Consider the following 16,747-nt stretch of genomic DNA (forward strand, 5'->3'; position numbering starts at 1 on the left):
ATTGCTTTAGCGATTACAATATACAATTTAAAGCCGTTCCATTTTTTATCTTCTTCTTCAACAGCTGTTTCCCTCCATTCCACACCGTTACTTGCAGCTGTTCTCCTTTCAGCCGGACGACCTCAATGTCGAACGACCCATTGAAAGCCTTCACTTTCCGCAAGGCCATTCTGTCCCATTCCACAGGCAATTGGGGTTGCAGAGAAAAAGCGTTCAGTCCAGTGGGACGGATGCCGAACATGCCTTCCGTAAAGATACGCCCGTACAGAGCACTTTCAGCCGACAGATGACGCTGCCCTCCCTCAGGCCAAGCCTCTACAGCATACGGCACATGTTCTCCCAACAGTCTGACCGATGAATAATGCTTCAGAAACTTGAGAGCCTTTTCGCGCTCGCCCGCCATGAACACGCCCCGCAGAGCATACAAGGTGGAGCGATCCCAGAACGTTTCGCTTCCGGCTTGCGTCAAAAGTCCGTTCTCAGTCCACAAGCGCGGAGAGAACAGGGCGTCAACAGTGCCTTCGGCGCGTTCATGAATCCCTACAGTCAACGGGATGCATATCCAGGCACGCAAGACATCGTTTCCTTTATAGTAAGCATATGTATCATAGCCTTCCACTTCAGCGGCAAAATAAGTGTCGATGGATTTCCTCAATTGCCTGGCCTGATCCCTGTATCGTTTGGCAACACCCTTTCCTTTGCCTAAATCATCAGCAAGATAAGCCGCCGAAAGCAGCGCGTCATAATAAAGCGAAGAGGTGCACAAGTTGGCGTTTCCGGCAGGGAAGCGTCCTTCCAGTTCGTCCGAGTCCGAAGCTACCACCCCATCCGGATTGATTTTCCTCCGGCAAAACTCCAGACACCATTCAATCAAAGGCCACAACCGGGAGGCTTCTTCCCTGCTTCCTCTTGCCAAAGCGTAACGTGCAGCACCGTAAGCTATCATGGCAGCATCGCCCCTATCTCCCGCTCCGTTCCAATAACTATCCCCCTCCGCAACAATTGAACTCGGAATAGGCTTCCAGTCTGGATTCATGTACCGCGCAAAGAGTCTAAAGGAATTCAAGGCCGATGCGTTTCCGTATGCATATCCAGTATAAGGGAAATAAGGATTTATATATTCCGCCTGGTCATTGGCCCAGATTGCAGCATAATAAGATTCGCCTCCAGGCCCGTGCATGGGGCCTCCTTTCGTTTCATAGATGCTTTCCAGCGCACGTATCTTGGAAAACGCAAACATTTCATTGATTACCGGATCCGGAGTTTCCAGCATTAGGTTTCCGGTCCATTCATCAACAAGAGCCTTGCGTCTGGCAAGTTCCGCCGAAGCAGACATTGCGGCTTTTTCCTCTCCTTCAGCATAAGCGGCAAGCGTGGCCGAGTAAACGAACGACTGACCGGGCGCAAGCGTGACGCTTCCACCTTTGTCCGTATCCATACAAATGGCGTAAGAACCTTTAACGCCTTTCTCCGGGTCAGTATGCAGCACGGTGTGTTCGTGGGGAAGTTCAAGCGTGACGCCCGTTCCTCCCTTATTAGCAAACTCATACATTTCCACCAAAGCCGGATGTTCAGCAGAGGGGAAGAAAGTCCGTTTCAGTGTCATTTTGCTTTTGCCTCCAAGCTGAAGGTCGCTCACAGCCTCCAGGGTTCCGTTCAGCGTAATGCACTTCACCTGCTCTTGCAATGCCCTCCCGTTTGCAGTCACAGCGTCAAGCGGGTTCCAGTCCAGCCGACGCATCAGACTCCCGTGAGTATTGTTAGGGACGGTGCGCAGCATGGGCCACACCATACTTTTATTCAGTTCGAACTCTCCTTCTGCATTCACTCCATATCTCAATACGACAGATACGCTTTTTCCTGACATTTCGATATGGTCATGATGCGTTTCTCCCTTTTTCAGTTGCCACGTAATGCTGTTTCCTTCCTTGCTAATACGCCAGTACTGTTTCGCATGCAACGGAGCGATGCACAAGATACACAAAGCGATCGGCACTATAAACCTTTTCATGGAATATGATACGTTATTTGTTTTCATACAATTTCTATTTCGATTATCTTTTCACTACAGACATGGCAAAGCCTCCTCCGGGAGCCAGCCAGATGTTTTTCCTCGAAGTCGAAGTGACAGAAAAAGCTTCTTTCACATAATCTTCAGCCTGCCTGTCCGCATTAATGCCATCTCTGAATAAAATGACATCATACGTTCCCTCTCCCAAAAAGCTGAAATCCAGCGTGACACTCCGAGGAGTCCAGTCTGTCATTCCGCCCACATACCACGCACTCCCTGTTCTTCTGGCTGTGACAATAAACTCACCCAATTTCCCTTGAAGTATCCGCGTTTCATCGATGCCTTTATTAGGCATTCCAACAATGAAGTCCGTGCATTCCTGCTCTTTCCTGTAAATAGTCGGATTGTCAGCAAGCATTGTCAAGGGCGAATCATGCACCACGTAAGCTGCCAACTGATGGCAACGGGTTCCCTGGCTCATCGGATTGTGGTATATCGGCTTGAAATCTCTTTTCGCGGCATTGCGCATCGCCCCCGGCGTATAATCCACCGGCCCTGCCATCATGCGAATATAAGGCATTGTCACGTCATACTCCATCATGTCCCTGTCGACTGTGCTCCACTTCATCTCCTCCATTCCGAAGACAGATTCATAGTTGATGACGTTCGGATACGTGCGGTTCATCCCGGTAGGCTTGTAGAAGCCGTGCAGGTCCAATGTCAGCCTATACTTTGCGGTCATTTCAGCTATGCGGCAAGCCATCTCTACTGCCGTCTGGTCATCACGGTCCAGGAAATCCACTTTAAACCCACTGATTCCCATGGCCGAATATTTCCGGCAAGCTTCTTCCAACTGTTCATCAAGCACGTTGAAAACCGTCCAAAGAATCAAATCCACACCCTTGCTTTTACCGTATCGGACCAATTCCTCCAGATTCAGTTCCGGAATCACAGCAAGCATATCTCCTTTAGCCGGGTTATACCAGCCTTCGTCCAGCACAACAAACTCTATCCCGTTCTCCGCAGCGAAATCGATATAATGTTTATAAGTATCCATGTTGATGCCTGCCTTGAATCCGACACCGGAGATTCCCCAGTCATTCCACCATTCCCAAGCCACTTTCCCGGTTTTTATCCACGAGCAGTCCCCTATACGGTTGGGAGATGCCAGCGCATATACCAGATTGTTTACAGGCATTTCCGTGTCCTTTTCCGTCACGGCCCAAATGCGCCAGGGATAATTGCGCTTTCCCGCCGCCTTGGCTATATAATCGGAACGCTCAACGACCTTCGTCATGGCACGCGGGGGAAAACGTTTCAAGGCCTTGGGATAACGGGCGAAAGTTGCCTTCAGCGAGCAGGATTCCCCGTTTCCCTTCTCTATAAACATTCCCGGATAGCTTTCCAGATCTGATTCCAGCAAAGTCATTTTCACTTCATCCCCGCAATCCAGCGTAATCGGCAGGAAAGCGATATTGTCCGCTTCCGCCTCCTTTACGGTCGAAACCGCATAAGTATTCTGAAATGCCATCGCATATTGGTCCGATTTCACACCTGCGGTTGAATAAGCCATATATGAGGTATAGTTTTCCAGAAAATTAAAAGATGCAATCTCATCCTCGACAATGACCGAGTCTTTCATTGTTGTATAGAAACGGTAGGCCATCCCTTCGTTATAGGCACGAAACACAACTCCGTAGTTACCCTTCATCTTCAAGTCCAATTCATTATAAGTGACCGTGAAAGACGGCACCCGATAATGAGGTGACTGAATGTCTTCCGTAAATGAAGATTCTTTCTTGCGGATTACTTTTGCATCTGCTCCCAGCGTCCGATCAAGAAATACCAATCCAATAGGACTTGCATTGAGCAAAACTCTGTCTTTATGCCTTACACTATACGTAATTTTCTGACCAACAGAGATGTTAACCTCCAGGTTCTTATCAGGAGAAGCTAATCTGTACGTATACTCTTCACCGAATGCCTGCAAGCACAAGCAGCATAAACTTAAGATAAACAACGGTTTCATTTTCATATCATTCTATTTTTTCATTTCGCAGGGAAATATACGGAAATTTATCTGCATCTTCTGTAAGCAAGCGAATGGAAAAAGCACTTGACCATCCAAAATGCATGGCCGTCATGGCTTCTCCTGTTTCCGAATTCCAGTTTTCGCGGATTGGATACCCTGGCTCAGCCAACCCTTTCAGACGGTCGGGAAGCAGCCACGTATACTTTTCAGCGTCTTCTTTGAAACCATAGTTCTTCCATCCCCGAATACCGAAATAAGTATAGTTCATCCATGTCTGTCCACGGAAATATCCTTTATCAGGCTGGTATAAAGGATGCTTGTGGTTCAGACTGGAAAACGGGAAATACGTACCGAACAATTCCGGATCAAGCATATTCTCCTTGACGGAAGCCGCCTGTTCCGGAGTGGCTACCCCTGTGAACAAAGGAATCCATCCGGAAATGTCTATTACTTTCACCAGCTCCCCAGTTCCCAGCTTGCGGTCATAAAAGAATCCTGTTTCCTTGTCAAAGAATTTTTCCTGAATATTTTGCGGAGTTTGTTGCCGTCAGCGCGGAACTGTGAAGCTTGTTCCTTCTCCCCTATCTCATCCAGCATGTAGGCAAGATAAAATTTCTCGGCACAGAGATAGCTGTTCAATTCGATAGATTCCTGATCAAACGACCAGGCACCTTCTGCATTTTTCAACATCTTCACTCCGTCGAATTTTACCGCAACGTCCATACCGCTTTCCCACTGTCCCATATAGACTTCCGGGCCGATGCCCCCGTATTCACACAATCCGTTACCGTCATGATCGCGGTACTTGTAACGCCATTCATGAAACTTCAGCAGTTTAGGGAGCATTTCCTTGACAAACTCTTTGTCTTTTGTGCGGCGGTAAACCATATAAGTCGCCCAGCCGGCAATAGGCGGTTTAGAGCAGACGTTGTTGTTCTCTTTCTTATCCAAAGCTATCAGGTCAACAATCATACCTTCAGGAGTCTGGTAGTCAAACATAGTCAGCATCTGTTCTTTTGCCAGTTCCGGATTAAAGACAGCAAGTGCCGCAGCATGTTCCCAACTGTCCCATGCCTAGAACGCATTGAAGTGTCCGGTAGCCGGCTGCACACCCCCATGCTTCAAATCTCCGGCCGCACTGCGCCAGTTGGTATGCAGCGTCATCAATGCCTTTACTGCCCATTTCCTGTTGCGTTCGCTTTCCATATAAGGAGTAGGACGGTCTACAATGGAACGGATATAGCCTTCCCACCGCTTCTTGTTTTCCTTGAAATATTTTTCCGTTTCATTGCTCCGTATGCTTTGGTGTTCAGCCATGGCCTCCTGCTCGGTAGATGCAGGACAATAAGTGGTGAACACATACAATTTTACCGACTTGCCCGGACGCAAGGAACGGCTTCCCATATTCATCATATATCCTTGCGTTCCGTCCATCTGCAAATTTCCGTCTTCCGAGAAGGAGAATATGAAATGATGACGTCCGTCTTTTACACCGACATGTATATCATCTCCGTCTACAGCCTTGCACGAGGCATCCTTATATGTCAGCTTTCCCGTAAATCCAATTTCTATCTCACGCTCAGAATTCCCCTCGTTGCGAATTTCATATTCCGTCAAAGTGCTCCGGTCTGAGATTGCTATCTCTTTCAGATGTACAGCAAGCTCTTTGGCATCCAGGCTTTGTCTGAGCATTCCCGGAAGGTATTCGTTCGCCCCGACAGCTTCGAACGGAATATCTTTCCCGTTTTCCTTGAGTACAAGCCGGCTGAGGCAGTCAGACAGCCATTGCAGCCCCAGCGAACGCTCCCCGGCAAACGCAGGCCCTCTGAATCCTCCCGCCAGTGACAAATCCGACTTCCTGTTGAATCCATAGCCGTGCCATCCGCCCAAATCGGCGAAGAAGAAGCCTTGCGGCATGGGTTTGTAGCCCTTTTCGATATTCAGCAGATTGATGAACTGTTCTTGCGAGCAGTTGTTCTTTCCCGAAACGGAGAGAACAGACAATGCACAGAATGCAAATGTTGCACATGTATTTTTCACTTTCATGGTTTATTCTTTTAGTCGCTTATAAATATCATTCCACAGCCCGCAATTCCAGCGCAAGGCTTGCATATTCGGATGTCAGCAGTTTCGAAAGAGCGATGCCTTCCTCTTTCAACACTTTTCCACTGATTACTTTCCCGTCCAACGGGCAGGGTTTGTCTGCACGTACAGGAGTAAGATCCGTGATTCGATAATTCCTGCCCGGATCAAGACCGCTCATGCGTACAAAAGGAACGGTCATGTTAATGAAGTGATCTGTCTTGTAAGCAAAGAAAACCGCACGGCTCTTGTCTTCCGTTGCGTACATGAGCGAAGATACACCTTTATTGTCATATGGTGAAACCAACCGGTACAAATCTCCCAATTGAACGACGGGACGTATCTCCTTATATGCCGCAATGGCCCGTCTGGCAAAATCCTTATCCTTGTCCGTCATGTCCTTAGGCTGCATTTCCATGCCCAGACGTCCCGACATAGCCACATCAAAACGAAACTTTAACGGCAGGGTGCGCCCTGTCTGGTGATTCTTGTCCGCACTGACATGGGCAGCCATGGCAATGGCCGGATAAAAATTGGAAATTCCCCATTGGAGGTAGATGCGTTGAAGCGCGTCGGTGTCGTCGCTGGTCCAGAACTCGTTGAAGTACGGAAGCATCCCGTAATTCACACGCCCGCCTCCGCCGGCACATGCCTGCAAAACCAGATCCGGATATTTGGCCCGAATGCGTTCCAGCACCTTGTTCAGCCCGCGGTGATAGTCGATGTAGAGATGCGACTGCTTGTCCTTGGGCAGGAAAGAAGAGCCATAATCCATCAGCCAGCAGTTATCGTCCCATTTCATGTAGGAGATTTCGGGATATTGCGTCATCAGCTTGTCTACAACTCCAAACACATGATCCTGCACCTCGGGGTTTGTCAGATCAAGCACCACCTGAGTGCCACCTCTCCCTGTCGACAAGGGACGGTTTGCTACACGCATAATCCAATCGGGATGTTTATCAAACAGTTCACTTTTCGTATTTGCCATCTCCGGTTCTATCCAAAGGCCGAACTTGATTCCATATTTCTTAGCCGACTTCAGCAACCCTTCGATGCCTTCCGGCAACTTTTCCTTGCAGACCTCCCAGTCGCCCAATGCACAATCCGTCCGGTTGCGCGGATATTTGTTGCCGAACCATCCGTCGTCCATGACAAACAGTTCCCCGCCCAGTGCAGAAAAATCCTTCATCATCTCTTCCATGCTCTCCTGATTCACCTTCAGATAAACGCCTTCCCAACCGTTCAGCAGAATGTCATGCAATTCATCACCTCCATGCAGCTTGTATTTTCTCGCCCAACGGTGAAAGGCACGGCTAATGCCGCCTTTCCCGCAACTGCTGTATGTCATGGCAAACTCCGGAGTAACGAACTTTTCTTTTGCTTCCAGCTGATAATGAGAAGTTTCTTCATTGATTCCTGCTATCACATTAAACTGAGTATTTCTCAGATCCATCTTGATAAGGTAATTCCCAGTCCACGCCAAAGTACCCCCGAACACTTGTCCGGACTCTTCCTGAGGCTTTCCGTCCAGACTGATCATGAAAGAAGGATTGTCCGTTTCCGTGTTCACCAGTCCGTCCTTATTGGAAATCACTTTCTGCCCGTTAGTGAGCTTTTCTTCTTCCATCGTTGACTCAGCCCCCCCAATGCCCGTGAAAGTGAGTCAGCCAATTCTCGCCGCGTCTGACGGGCAAAAAGGCAGAAGCAAAACGATACAGCGTAACCGGCTTCTTGCCCATGTTTTCCGCCTCCACCCATGTCGAAATGATATCGCTTTCTTTATAAGCCTTGAAGCACTGCTTTACACAAAAAGGATAAACCTTGTCTTTCATACATATTTCCGTTATCTCTCCCTCATCATCGGAATATTGCCTGACCTCTTCTACGGCCAGGTCGAGCGACATGTTTCCGTCTGCATGCGTAACCGCCATGGCACGCTCTCCGGCTGTATTGAGTCCGAAAACCGGATAACTGTCAGCGTTGAAAGCGAGCCCGCTATCATAAACGCTTTGTATGTCAGCCGGAGATATGCGGCTTCCGTAATATTGGAATTTGGGCTTCTCCCCCTTCTCCACTGTAAGCAAAAGCGAAGTGTTTCCGGTTGACACCAGATAATCTTTGGCCGGCGAAGACACGGAAAACAGTCCGAGTGCCGCCAGCAAATAAATTCTTGTTTTCATTTTCACTGATGATTATATTGTTGGTCACTGATTTTCTTAAAGCCTGTTCTGATTTTCCCCGCTTCGGCCCGCGAATTATCCGACAGATGGAAACAGGAAAACAGAACGGCAACAAACGCAAAACGGAACTAAAATTTATCTCTCACTTCAAAACAGAAGGATGTACAGATGTCCCGTCCAGTCTGATGCGGTAAGGCCATTGCGTTTCTTCGCCTTTTTTCTCACCGTTTCTGTAAGTTTCCCAATGTGCTGTCGGTGCACCGGTCACCACCAGCCAAAGGAACTGAGTGTTCTGAGGCACAGAGAAGCTGGCCGTACGGTTCATTCCGTTTTCTCCGCGGTTCATATTGCCGTAGACACGTTTGCCCTCGGTGGTCACAGCAACAAAACCGTAGCGCCATCCAGCCTTGTCCGGGTGTACATTGTGAAAATCCCGGCTGCCCGCAATGCATTCAAAGTCCAGCCTGACCTCGGTTCCACCTTCAGGAACGCTCAAACGGATCGCATTGTATCCGTAATTCTGCGGGCAACGACTTTGAGCGATCTGTATCCAGCCGTTTTCCTTGCCCTCCATTTTACAGCTATGCTGGTTAGCATAACTGCTGCACGAAGCCTTGACACGTGGCAAATCCCAGGTCACAAAACGTGAAGCGGCATCATAAACCTCATCATTGAACTGCTCCTGACCGACCCCCGTAAGACGCTTATAGGCAGAAACGGGATCTTCCGTGCCCTCGGCCTCTTTCCAAAGACGTGCAATAAAATCCAGTCCATGCCTGTATGACCAATATTCAAGGAACTGGGGCGCATGGTATTGATTCTCCCCGTTCAGCAGCGAATAGTGCGTCTGTTTCATATAAGCATCCAGATGAAACTTTTCGAGCGTCACCCAAGAGGGATAAACCTGCCAGAGCATCCATTGCGAGGTATACTCCACCAGCGGGCTTCCCGAAAAGCCTCGCGCCCCGTCGGCTTCTGTCATATACTGAAAAGAATGCCCCATCTCATGAGCCAGCGCGCAGTAAGGGTAGGCATTGGTTCGGCACGGGCGCATCCACATCATTCCTACTCCTTCATCTCCCCATCCGTAAGCAGTTGTTTCATCATCATTGAACATCCAGATTATCATCTTATACTTTGATGCATTCGATGTCGTCCGGTCAGCGAATTTCAGCTTGTCCGTATAATACGTATAGAATCGTTCGCCTTCGCGCAAGATCTCGTCCGGATAGAAACGTCTGGACTTGTTGGAATACTGCTCCGGATTCTTTCCGAACGACTTCTCCCAAAACAGGACCAGATTCTCCGACTCGGCCTTATACTCATACGAAAAGTTTCCGTCCGTCTGCCCGAACCTGTTTTCCTTTTTCTGTTTTTCCGGAATCAGAATTGTCTTTCCTTTCGCGGCCGATGGACAGATACCTCCCACCAGCAAGGCACATGCAAGCAGGATGCCCATAACTTTTGTTCTTTTCATAATCGCTGATTTTAATAAGTTGTGTCTTTATATTTATCCTATATGAAAACTTCCGTCATCAGAAGCCGCTACCTGCGGCATCTGTCTGTGTGCAAATTTAAACGGAGCGATTGTATATCGCTTTGTTTTCCGTCCTTACGACTTTGCTATCTGTTCTAATAAGCGGCATTACCTAAGAGCCTGTTTTATTTTTCCAATAAAGTAATGTTATATCAGGTTCTAGATCCATAATAAAATTCTATCCTGCACATTAAAAAAAGACACCTCCGCTTACAATCCATCGGTTAATTTCATTTATTTTGCATCACAATCAAAAAATCAATACCGACATGAAAAAACTTTATCTTGCACTTGCATTCATTTCTTCTGCGCTAACCAGCCTCATGGCTCAGCCACAAGCCTTGTTCACCGTTTCACACGGCCCTTACCTCCAGGAAGTGACACCTCAAGGAGCAACGTTCGTGTTTACAACCTCGCTCCCATCGTTCTCCTATATCGAACTGAAGGAAGAGGGAAGCAAGGATATCAGACAATGCTATCACGCGGAACATGGACTGCGTGACGCCAACACGACTTTCCATTCCGTCAGGGCGGAAGGACTGAGGCCAGGAACGGTCTACAATTACCGCATCCGCTCGAAAGAGATGCGTGACTTCCAGCCGTACAAGGTGGTGTTCGGTGACAGCATCGTGTCGCAATGGTATACTTTCCGAACCGTCGACCCGGAAAGCAAAGGAGGCTCTTTATTCGTGGTGAGCGATGTCCATAACAACAGCAGCCAGCTGGAAACCCTGCTCAACCTGTGCGACTACAAGACCTGCGACGCTTTCCTTTACGCCGGAGATATGATGAGCTACATGGAAAACGATGAAACGCCATTCCAGGCTTTCATCGACACAAGCGTCCGTTTGTTCGCATCTTCCATTCCTTTCGATATGGTGCGCGGAAACCACGAAACACGGGGAAAGCTGGCACGCAGCTATCCGGGGCTGTTCCCGAAGTCAAGCGGAAAGATCTATGGTTCGCGCCGCATCGGGGACATCATGATTGTAATGCTGGACTGCGGAGAAGACAAGCCGGACAATGTGCCTGTATATGCCGGACTGACGGACTTCGACGCTTACCGCACGGAACAGGCGGAATGGCTGGCACAGCTGGTTGAAACGGAAGAGTTCAAAACCGCACGCTACCGCATCGTCATCTCTCATTTCCCGATGGCCAACGTCTTCCCCGACGAGGAACTGAACCACGGAATCAATGACCTGAAAGCCAAAATGCTTCCCATACTCAACAAGGCCGGCATTGACCTGATGGTTTCAGGCCACACGCACCGCTTCGCCTTTCATGAGAAAGACAAAGCCGGAAATGCCTTTCCGGTGATTGTAGGAAGCAACCGGAGCGCCACACGCCTGGACATTTCGGATGGAAAAATCAAGGCAAAGGTCATCGACAACGCCGGCAATGTCTTGCTGGACACGACATTCTGAACCGAACCGGCCAATCCTATATCTGTCAGACCGCGGCAGGACTTTTCTTCAACGCCTCGGACAAAAAATGCAGATTCTCCGACACATTCTGTAAACCGCATCGTGGTTTATAGAAACGACAACGTGGTCTGCACAAACGGCGACGTGGTTTATACAGACCACATCGCCGTTTGAAGTTTTCACAACCGCATTCTGAAGTTTCCGGAACGGGAACCTGCTTTTATTCCACCGCCCGGCCGATTTACATTTTTCTCAAAAAAGCGGAAAGAAAAAGACATGACACACGAGTACCCGGGCTTTTTTCTGCCAAAAAACGTTAACAATCTGTCGTTTTATTCTTTTATACGGTAATTTTACCCCCCATTTTGAACCTGTCCTGATCAGTCGCCCAAATATTTCAAATTTTACGGCCCGACATTCCGGCACGTTCAGAAAAAAGTTACCTTTGAAGTTATGAACAGATTAACAATAAAAATATATCCAGGCACATTGAAAAGCTTGACCCTATCGGTGGGATGCGCCCTATTCGTTTATGGAGGATGGTTTATGGCTCATGACACCTATCCGCTCCATGTCATCATCGGCTATTCAGGTGCCGCTTTCTTCGGAGCAGGCTTTGTCGTTTCATTGGGATATACGATGCTTCGGCTGTTCAGCCGGCCTTGGGCAACCATTCACAAGGACCGCCTTAAGGTGCTGGTTCCCATCAGATTCGGATACAAGACATTCATGTTTGAAGACATCGGATTTTTCTATGTAGCAGGAAGCCAGATTTATGCGGCTTATTCGCGGAAGAAGGGCAATGTTCCTACCGGCCTGCTCAGCGTTATGCTTGACAACCTCCCGGAGATATGCAACATCCTGAACGAAAGGCTCGAACGGTATCGCCTGGACGCAAAATAAGGAGCCGGCAATGCCATCCGCCCTCTCATCACAAGGTCCGGCGGAAATAAAGCATATCACGCAACACCTGTCCTTCCTCTACGATAAGATGATCATAATGCTGCGTAAAAAAGTCGGGCACCGTATGCGAATAGGTGAAACCGCAGCTCAGATAGAAACCGACAGTTTGCCGGCTGTCGCCCGTACCGACAAGCATCGTATGACACATTCCCTTATAACGTCCGAAAAGGTATTCCACCATCCGCTTCCCCATCCCCTTGCGCTGGCATTGCGGAGATACAGCCAGATTCTTCAATTCGCAAACACCTTCTCCCTCAAGCGTAACGACCGCCACGGCAAAAGCGTCATGCGTCTGCTTATCCCGCATGACATACAGATCACCCCGTTCCAGGTAACGGTCGATCATCGACTCTTGTTCGTCGGCAAGAAGCAGAAGGGAGAGATACCGTTTCTTATCCGAAGAAACAAGACAAATCTCAGGAGAATCGTTCAGATCCGGAGAATCCCTCAAGATTTCGTTACGTAAGTTCCACTCTTCCGCAGTTATCCGCATGAAATGCTCTGTACGCACATCTCCCAAAGGAGAAACTTTGCCTGTTTCTGTATGATGATACGTAAGCCCGCACTTCTCCATTACCCGCTGCGATTGCCTGTTCCCGTCATAAAAGCCGCACCATACGGCCGACATGCCCAAATCGGCAAAACATCTGCGCAACAGGCAACGCACGGCCTCCGGGATCATGCCTTTTCCCCAATAAGGAACGCCGATCCAGTAACCGATCTCAGCCTCATCAGCCTGCATATCTGCGCTGTGCATTCCATCTCCGCGCATGATGCCTGCACTTCCCACCGGCTCGCCCGTTTCTTTCAGCACCACCGCATACGTTTCCGGCTCCGAAAAAACGGTGCGGATAATCTCGCGGCTATGTTCAACCGACGCATGAGGCGGCCATCCGGCAACAGGACCGACGGCCGGATCTTTGGCATATTTATAGAGGGATTCCGCATCGGCTTCTTGCCAAGGACGGAGAATAAGACGAGAAGTTTCCAAACAATTGCCCATAACACTACCTTTTCATTCTGAGATTTCCACCAGATTGCCTTCCGGCCCTTCAATGCAGCTTTCATAATAACCGTCGCCCGTAATGCGCGGACCGCTGACAACCGCATAACCGTCAGCACGAAGACACTCCGTCAGCTGATCGACTTTTTCTTTCCCTCCCACGCAAAAAGCAAGGTGGACAAGTCCTGTCCGCAAAGGATCTTTAGGCAGGTCCGCCATATCCGGGCGCGACATGATTTCCAGCCGCGCTCCACGGTCAAAAGAAAGGAAGTAAGTCTTCAGCCCTGTCCGCGGGTTAGGATACATCTCATTTGACACCGCCCCAAAATAACGGATAAAGAAATCCCGGGCAGTTTCCAGGTCATTCACATACATCGCCACATGATCAAGTTTCATAAATTCCCCTCTTTTATAAATTACACATTCAGGTACCGGACTGACCCAGCCAGTCCGATTTATTGTCTGATTACAAAAGTAATAATAATCCGACAAAAAGCAACTGAAGAATAGAAATCAAGAATGAAATCTTCAAAGTTAAAAAAAAGTCCGGTTAATAAGAATAATTCAAGGAACAATGGGAAAATTATGTATCTTTACAGCAGAATATCTTTCTTGGATAAGGCTACAGGAAGAAGACGGCATGTCCAATGGGGATTCAAAGCAGGTAAAAGATAAATAAAAAGAATCTGTTCATTCAATAATATGTATATCGCCGGCATCATTCTATTTTTTGCAGCGGTGATCTTCATTAAATTAAAGATGCCGATGTGGAAAGGCAAGTATTCTGAAAGGCTTGTAAGAAACAAAATTCAGAAACTGCCTGAAGAATACGTCGTGTTCAATAATCTGCTGTTCGAAGACAATGAACATTCAACACAAATCGACCATATCGTAGTTTCGCCTTATGGTGTCTTTATCATTGAGACAAAGGGATATAAAGGCTGGATTTCAGGTGGCGAGAACAGCGAATACTGGACACAAACCATTTATAAAAGCAAACACCAGTTTTACAATCCGATAAAGCAAAATGCCGGACTAAAACAGAAAGCTAACCCCTCTCTTCTGCGAAGCATTGAACCGCTCAACCTCCAAAGAGAGGGATTTCTTTAGCTGACCAGCCATAAAGTCCAAAAACGGCTGATTCGTTTCTTCGTCCTGACATTGGTACAGGGAAAGTATATATTCTTCTCTATTTTCCTTGAATATTTTAGTTGGAAAAAGATTGTAGCAGAACTGAATGTAATTCATCAGCAGGCGGGCGGTTCTTCCGTTGCCATCTACCCACGGATGAATGGTTACTAAGTTAAGATGGGCATTGAAGCTTAGTTCGTATTGTTCCCGAAATGTTCCCACAGCCTTTTGCTTTTCCTGCAATAAAGCGCAAAGTTCATCTACTTTGGCAGGGACTTTCTGATAACTCATATAAGAACGTCCACCAATGCCAGCTGTAACACCACACAAACGGAATTCGCCTTTGGAAGAATCAAAAGAGCCACCCATTACATTATAGGTACTGCCTGTAGTACGCATCAACACAGCATTCAATTTCTGTAAAAATACTGATGTGATGGGTTCTTTATGTTCGGCTTCTTCTTTGGCAAGCTCGTATGCTTTCTTTAAGTCCTCATTCATCAAGTGATATACCAATGGCTTTCCTTTGGCAGTCAGACCCTCATCGAAAAGCATTTGCGCCTCCACTTCGGTAAGTGTTGAACCCTCAATCGCTGTAGAATGGGTAATAAGAGAATAGAGGTAGTACTTCTCATAGTCCACCGCTTCACTGATACCAAGTTGCTGGAACTTCTGGTACAACAGTTCAATCTCATGCCAAACACCTTGTTCCATTGACTTTTATTTAATGGGATTTATTTCTTTTCAAAGGTACTGCATTTGTTTTGTGCATCCAAAGAAAACAACTACTTACTACAATATTTTTTGCACGTGTGGAGAAAATATGGGAAAGTTTAGACAAAAAGAAAAAAGCTAAGCGATTGACTTATCAATACTTAGCTTTTATCCTTGTACCCAGACCCGGTACAAGGCATAGAAATCATAGGAAAATAAAAGAATTTATCTTCCTTATTATCAATTATTTGCATCTTTCTTATTTTCTCTATTTTTGCCATATTTTGCCCATTTTTCGTCATTAAGTACACTTTTAGTACACTTTGAAATTCCATTTTCTTTTGTACCTTTGCAATATCGGAAAACAAAAGAAAATCAATTATTTAGCGTAATCACCCGGTTATGGTACCTAAATCGGGATAAAACCTCTAAACAATGGCAAAGTTAGAAAATAAAACGAAAGAAAACCCTAAATTGGAGCAAAACAGGCTGTCGGACGGCAGAATTAGTTTGTATCTGGAGTATTATTTGGGTAGAGAGGAAAAGCCCGTATTGGATGAAAACGGTAATCAGGTGTATTATGAAAGCGGTAAGATGCGGGGAAAGCCGAAGTTCGCTATCAAGCATCACAGGCGAAAAGAGAACCTCAGCCTGTATCTGATAGAGAAGCCACGTACCCCTGCGGAACGCCAGCAAAACAAGGAAACATTGGAACTTGCCGTAAGGATACGTGCCGAGCGTGAACAGGAGTTCAAGGAAAGCATGTTGGGCTATCGCCTGAAAAAAGACCGGAACGTGAATTTCTTGGATTATTTTCAAGCCTATATCAATGACTATACCAAGAAAGACATTCGGATGGTGCAAATCGCCCTAAGCCGTTTCAAGGACTTTTTGAAGGAGCATTACCCGATGCACGAGTTCGGCATCAAGCCGGAACTTATCACGAAGGACATGATGGAACAGTTCGTAGCTTATCTGCAATCCCGTAGCGTGGGCGAAGGGGCTAAAAGCATCTTCCAGCGTTTCAAGAAGGTTATCCACTATGCGATTGACCACGATGTGATGCTGAAAGACCCCTGCAAAGGCGTTACCTGCAAGGCGGATAGCCAGATACTACGCAAGGACGTGCTTTCGCCGGAAGAAATCCAGCGGTTGATTGCGTGCCATTATGACAACGAGAACCCCAACGTAAGGCGTGCGTTTATCTTTTGCCTGTATTGTGGCTTGCGCTTCTGTGATGTGAAAGACCTTACCTATAAGAATATCGACTACGCTAATAAGCTGCTAAAATTTGAGCAGAACAAGACCAAAGGTCATTCCGCCAGTAGCGGTGTGGTCATTCCGCTCAATGACGGCCTTCTTTCGCTTGTGGGAGAACCGCCGGCAGACGGTAACAAAGACGCTCTCATCTTCAACCTGCCTTCGTATGAAAGTTGCTGCAAATCCGTCAAGCGTTGGGTGAAAAGAGCCGGGATAGATAAGCACATAAGCTGGCATTGCGCCCGTCACTCATTCGCCGTGAATATCCTCAACAATGGGGCGAACATCAAGACGGTTGCCAGCCTGCTCGGGCATAGCGGACTGAAACATACGGAGAAATACACCCGTGCGGTGGATAAATTGAAAGAGGAGGCGATAAACAGCCTGCCGGAATTAAAGTTTTAACC

At 47.5% G+C, this 16,747-nt stretch carries 11 protein-coding genes and 3 pseudogenes; 4 read left to right on the forward strand and 10 right to left on the reverse strand.

Translation table 11 applies throughout. The features are described from left to right. Positions 1-13: 13 nt before the first annotated feature. The 6 genes and pseudogenes from NW212_RS00360 to NW212_RS00390 all read right to left on the reverse strand — a co-directional run bounded on the left by NW212_RS00360 (position 14) and on the right by NW212_RS00390 (position 9,782). Positions 14-2,011 carry a hypothetical protein gene (locus NW212_RS00360; protein ID WP_258336679.1) on the reverse strand — a complete coding sequence of 666 codons (1,998 nt, stop codon included), beginning with the start codon at positions 2,009-2,011 and terminating at the stop codon, positions 14-16. Positions 2,012-2,054: 43 nt separating this feature from the next. Continuing rightward, positions 2,055-4,046, reverse strand: a complete 1,992-nt coding sequence (locus NW212_RS00365; protein WP_258336680.1) for a glycoside hydrolase family 97 protein — start codon at positions 4,044-4,046, stop codon at positions 2,055-2,057. Between the two features lies 1 nt (position 4,047). Further along, a pseudogene (locus NW212_RS15325) lies at positions 4,048-5,066 on the reverse strand (trehalase family glycosidase). 51 nt (positions 5,067-5,117) lie between these two features. Then, positions 5,118-6,089, reverse strand: a complete 972-nt coding sequence (locus NW212_RS00380; RefSeq protein ID WP_258336683.1) for a hypothetical protein — start codon at positions 6,087-6,089, stop codon at positions 5,118-5,120. A 28-nt stretch (positions 6,090-6,117) separates the two neighbouring features. Then, positions 6,118-8,305: pseudogene (locus tag NW212_RS00385) on the reverse strand (alpha-galactosidase). A 142-nt stretch (positions 8,306-8,447) separates the two neighbouring features. Then, entirely contained in the window at positions 8,448-9,782 is a 1,335-nt protein-coding gene (locus NW212_RS00390) for a DUF6055 domain-containing protein (RefSeq protein ID WP_258336684.1), read from the reverse strand. Positions 9,783-10,111: 329 nt separating this feature from the next. On the opposite strand from NW212_RS00390, the gene NW212_RS00395 reads away from it, so the two are divergent. Continuing rightward, on the forward strand, positions 10,112-11,269 hold the full coding sequence (locus NW212_RS00395) for an FN3 domain-containing metallophosphoesterase family protein (protein WP_258336685.1): 1,158 nt from the start codon (positions 10,112-10,114) through the stop codon (positions 11,267-11,269). Between the two features lie 453 nt (positions 11,270-11,722). Then, positions 11,723-12,172, forward strand: coding sequence for a hypothetical protein (locus NW212_RS00400; RefSeq protein ID WP_258336686.1), 450 nt, complete (start codon positions 11,723-11,725; stop codon positions 12,170-12,172). A gap of 28 nt (positions 12,173-12,200) precedes the next feature. On the opposite strand, the gene NW212_RS00405 is transcribed toward NW212_RS00400, so the two are convergent. From NW212_RS00405 to NW212_RS00415, 3 genes and pseudogenes are all read right to left on the reverse strand, one after another. Continuing rightward, positions 12,201-12,665 (reverse strand): GNAT family N-acetyltransferase, encoded by a 465-nt coding sequence (locus NW212_RS00405; RefSeq protein WP_258336800.1) that lies wholly within the window; start codon positions 12,663-12,665, stop codon positions 12,201-12,203. A gap of 27 nt (positions 12,666-12,692) precedes the next feature. Then, positions 12,693-13,235 (reverse strand): annotated as a pseudogene (locus NW212_RS00410) (GNAT family N-acetyltransferase); the annotation flags it as partial. A 12-nt stretch (positions 13,236-13,247) separates the two neighbouring features. Beyond that, positions 13,248-13,631 (reverse strand): VOC family protein, encoded by a 384-nt coding sequence (locus tag NW212_RS00415; protein WP_258336687.1) that lies wholly within the window; start codon positions 13,629-13,631, stop codon positions 13,248-13,250. Positions 13,632-14,000: 369 nt separating this feature from the next. On the opposite strand from NW212_RS00415, the gene NW212_RS00420 reads away from it, so the two are divergent. Next, positions 14,001-14,345, forward strand: a complete 345-nt coding sequence (locus tag NW212_RS00420; RefSeq protein ID WP_258336801.1) for a nuclease-related domain-containing protein — start codon at positions 14,001-14,003, stop codon at positions 14,343-14,345. Here the strand turns inward: NW212_RS00420 and NW212_RS00425 are convergent. Then, on the reverse strand, positions 14,271-15,080 hold the full coding sequence (locus NW212_RS00425) for a Fic family protein (RefSeq protein ID WP_258336688.1): 810 nt from the start codon (positions 15,078-15,080) through the stop codon (positions 14,271-14,273). The genes NW212_RS00420 and NW212_RS00425 overlap by 75 nt on opposite strands. A gap of 435 nt (positions 15,081-15,515) precedes the next feature. On the opposite strand from NW212_RS00425, the gene NW212_RS00430 reads away from it, so the two are divergent. Then, entirely contained in the window at positions 15,516-16,745 is a 1,230-nt protein-coding gene (locus NW212_RS00430; RefSeq protein WP_087406038.1) for a site-specific integrase, read from the forward strand. Positions 16,746-16,747: the final 2 nt, after the last annotated feature.

The sequence above is a fragment of the Bacteroides sp. ET225 genome (assembly GCF_024733745.1).
GTDB lineage: Bacteria > Bacteroidota > Bacteroidia > Bacteroidales > Bacteroidaceae > Phocaeicola > Phocaeicola excrementipullorum.

What these genes read in the sequence shown, in the direction of transcription:
- NW212_RS00360 (WP_258336679.1), bottom strand. Translation starts at nt 2,011, where the DNA reads ATGAAAAGGTTTATAGTGCCGATCGCTTTGTGTATCTTGTGCATCGCT.
- NW212_RS00365 (WP_258336680.1), bottom strand. Translation starts at nt 4,046, where the DNA reads ATGAAAATGAAACCGTTGTTTATCTTAAGTTTATGCTGCTTGTGCTTG.
- NW212_RS00380 (WP_258336683.1), bottom strand. Translation starts at nt 6,089, where the DNA reads ATGAAAGTGAAAAATACATGTGCAACATTTGCATTCTGTGCATTGTCT.
- NW212_RS00390 (WP_258336684.1), bottom strand. Translation starts at nt 9,782, where the DNA reads ATGAAAAGAACAAAAGTTATGGGCATCCTGCTTGCATGTGCCTTGCTG.
- NW212_RS00395 (WP_258336685.1), top strand. Translation starts at nt 10,112, where the DNA reads ATGAAAAAACTTTATCTTGCACTTGCATTCATTTCTTCTGCGCTAACC.
- NW212_RS00400 (WP_258336686.1), top strand. Translation starts at nt 11,723, where the DNA reads ATGAACAGATTAACAATAAAAATATATCCAGGCACATTGAAAAGCTTG.
- NW212_RS00415 (WP_258336687.1), bottom strand. Translation starts at nt 13,631, where the DNA reads ATGAAACTTGATCATGTGGCGATGTATGTGAATGACCTGGAAACTGCC.
- NW212_RS00420 (WP_258336801.1), top strand. Translation starts at nt 14,001, where the DNA reads ATGTGGAAAGGCAAGTATTCTGAAAGGCTTGTAAGAAACAAAATTCAG.
- NW212_RS00425 (WP_258336688.1), bottom strand. Translation starts at nt 15,080, where the DNA reads ATGGAACAAGGTGTTTGGCATGAGATTGAACTGTTGTACCAGAAGTTC.
- NW212_RS00430 (WP_087406038.1), top strand. Translation starts at nt 15,516, where the DNA reads ATGGCAAAGTTAGAAAATAAAACGAAAGAAAACCCTAAATTGGAGCAA.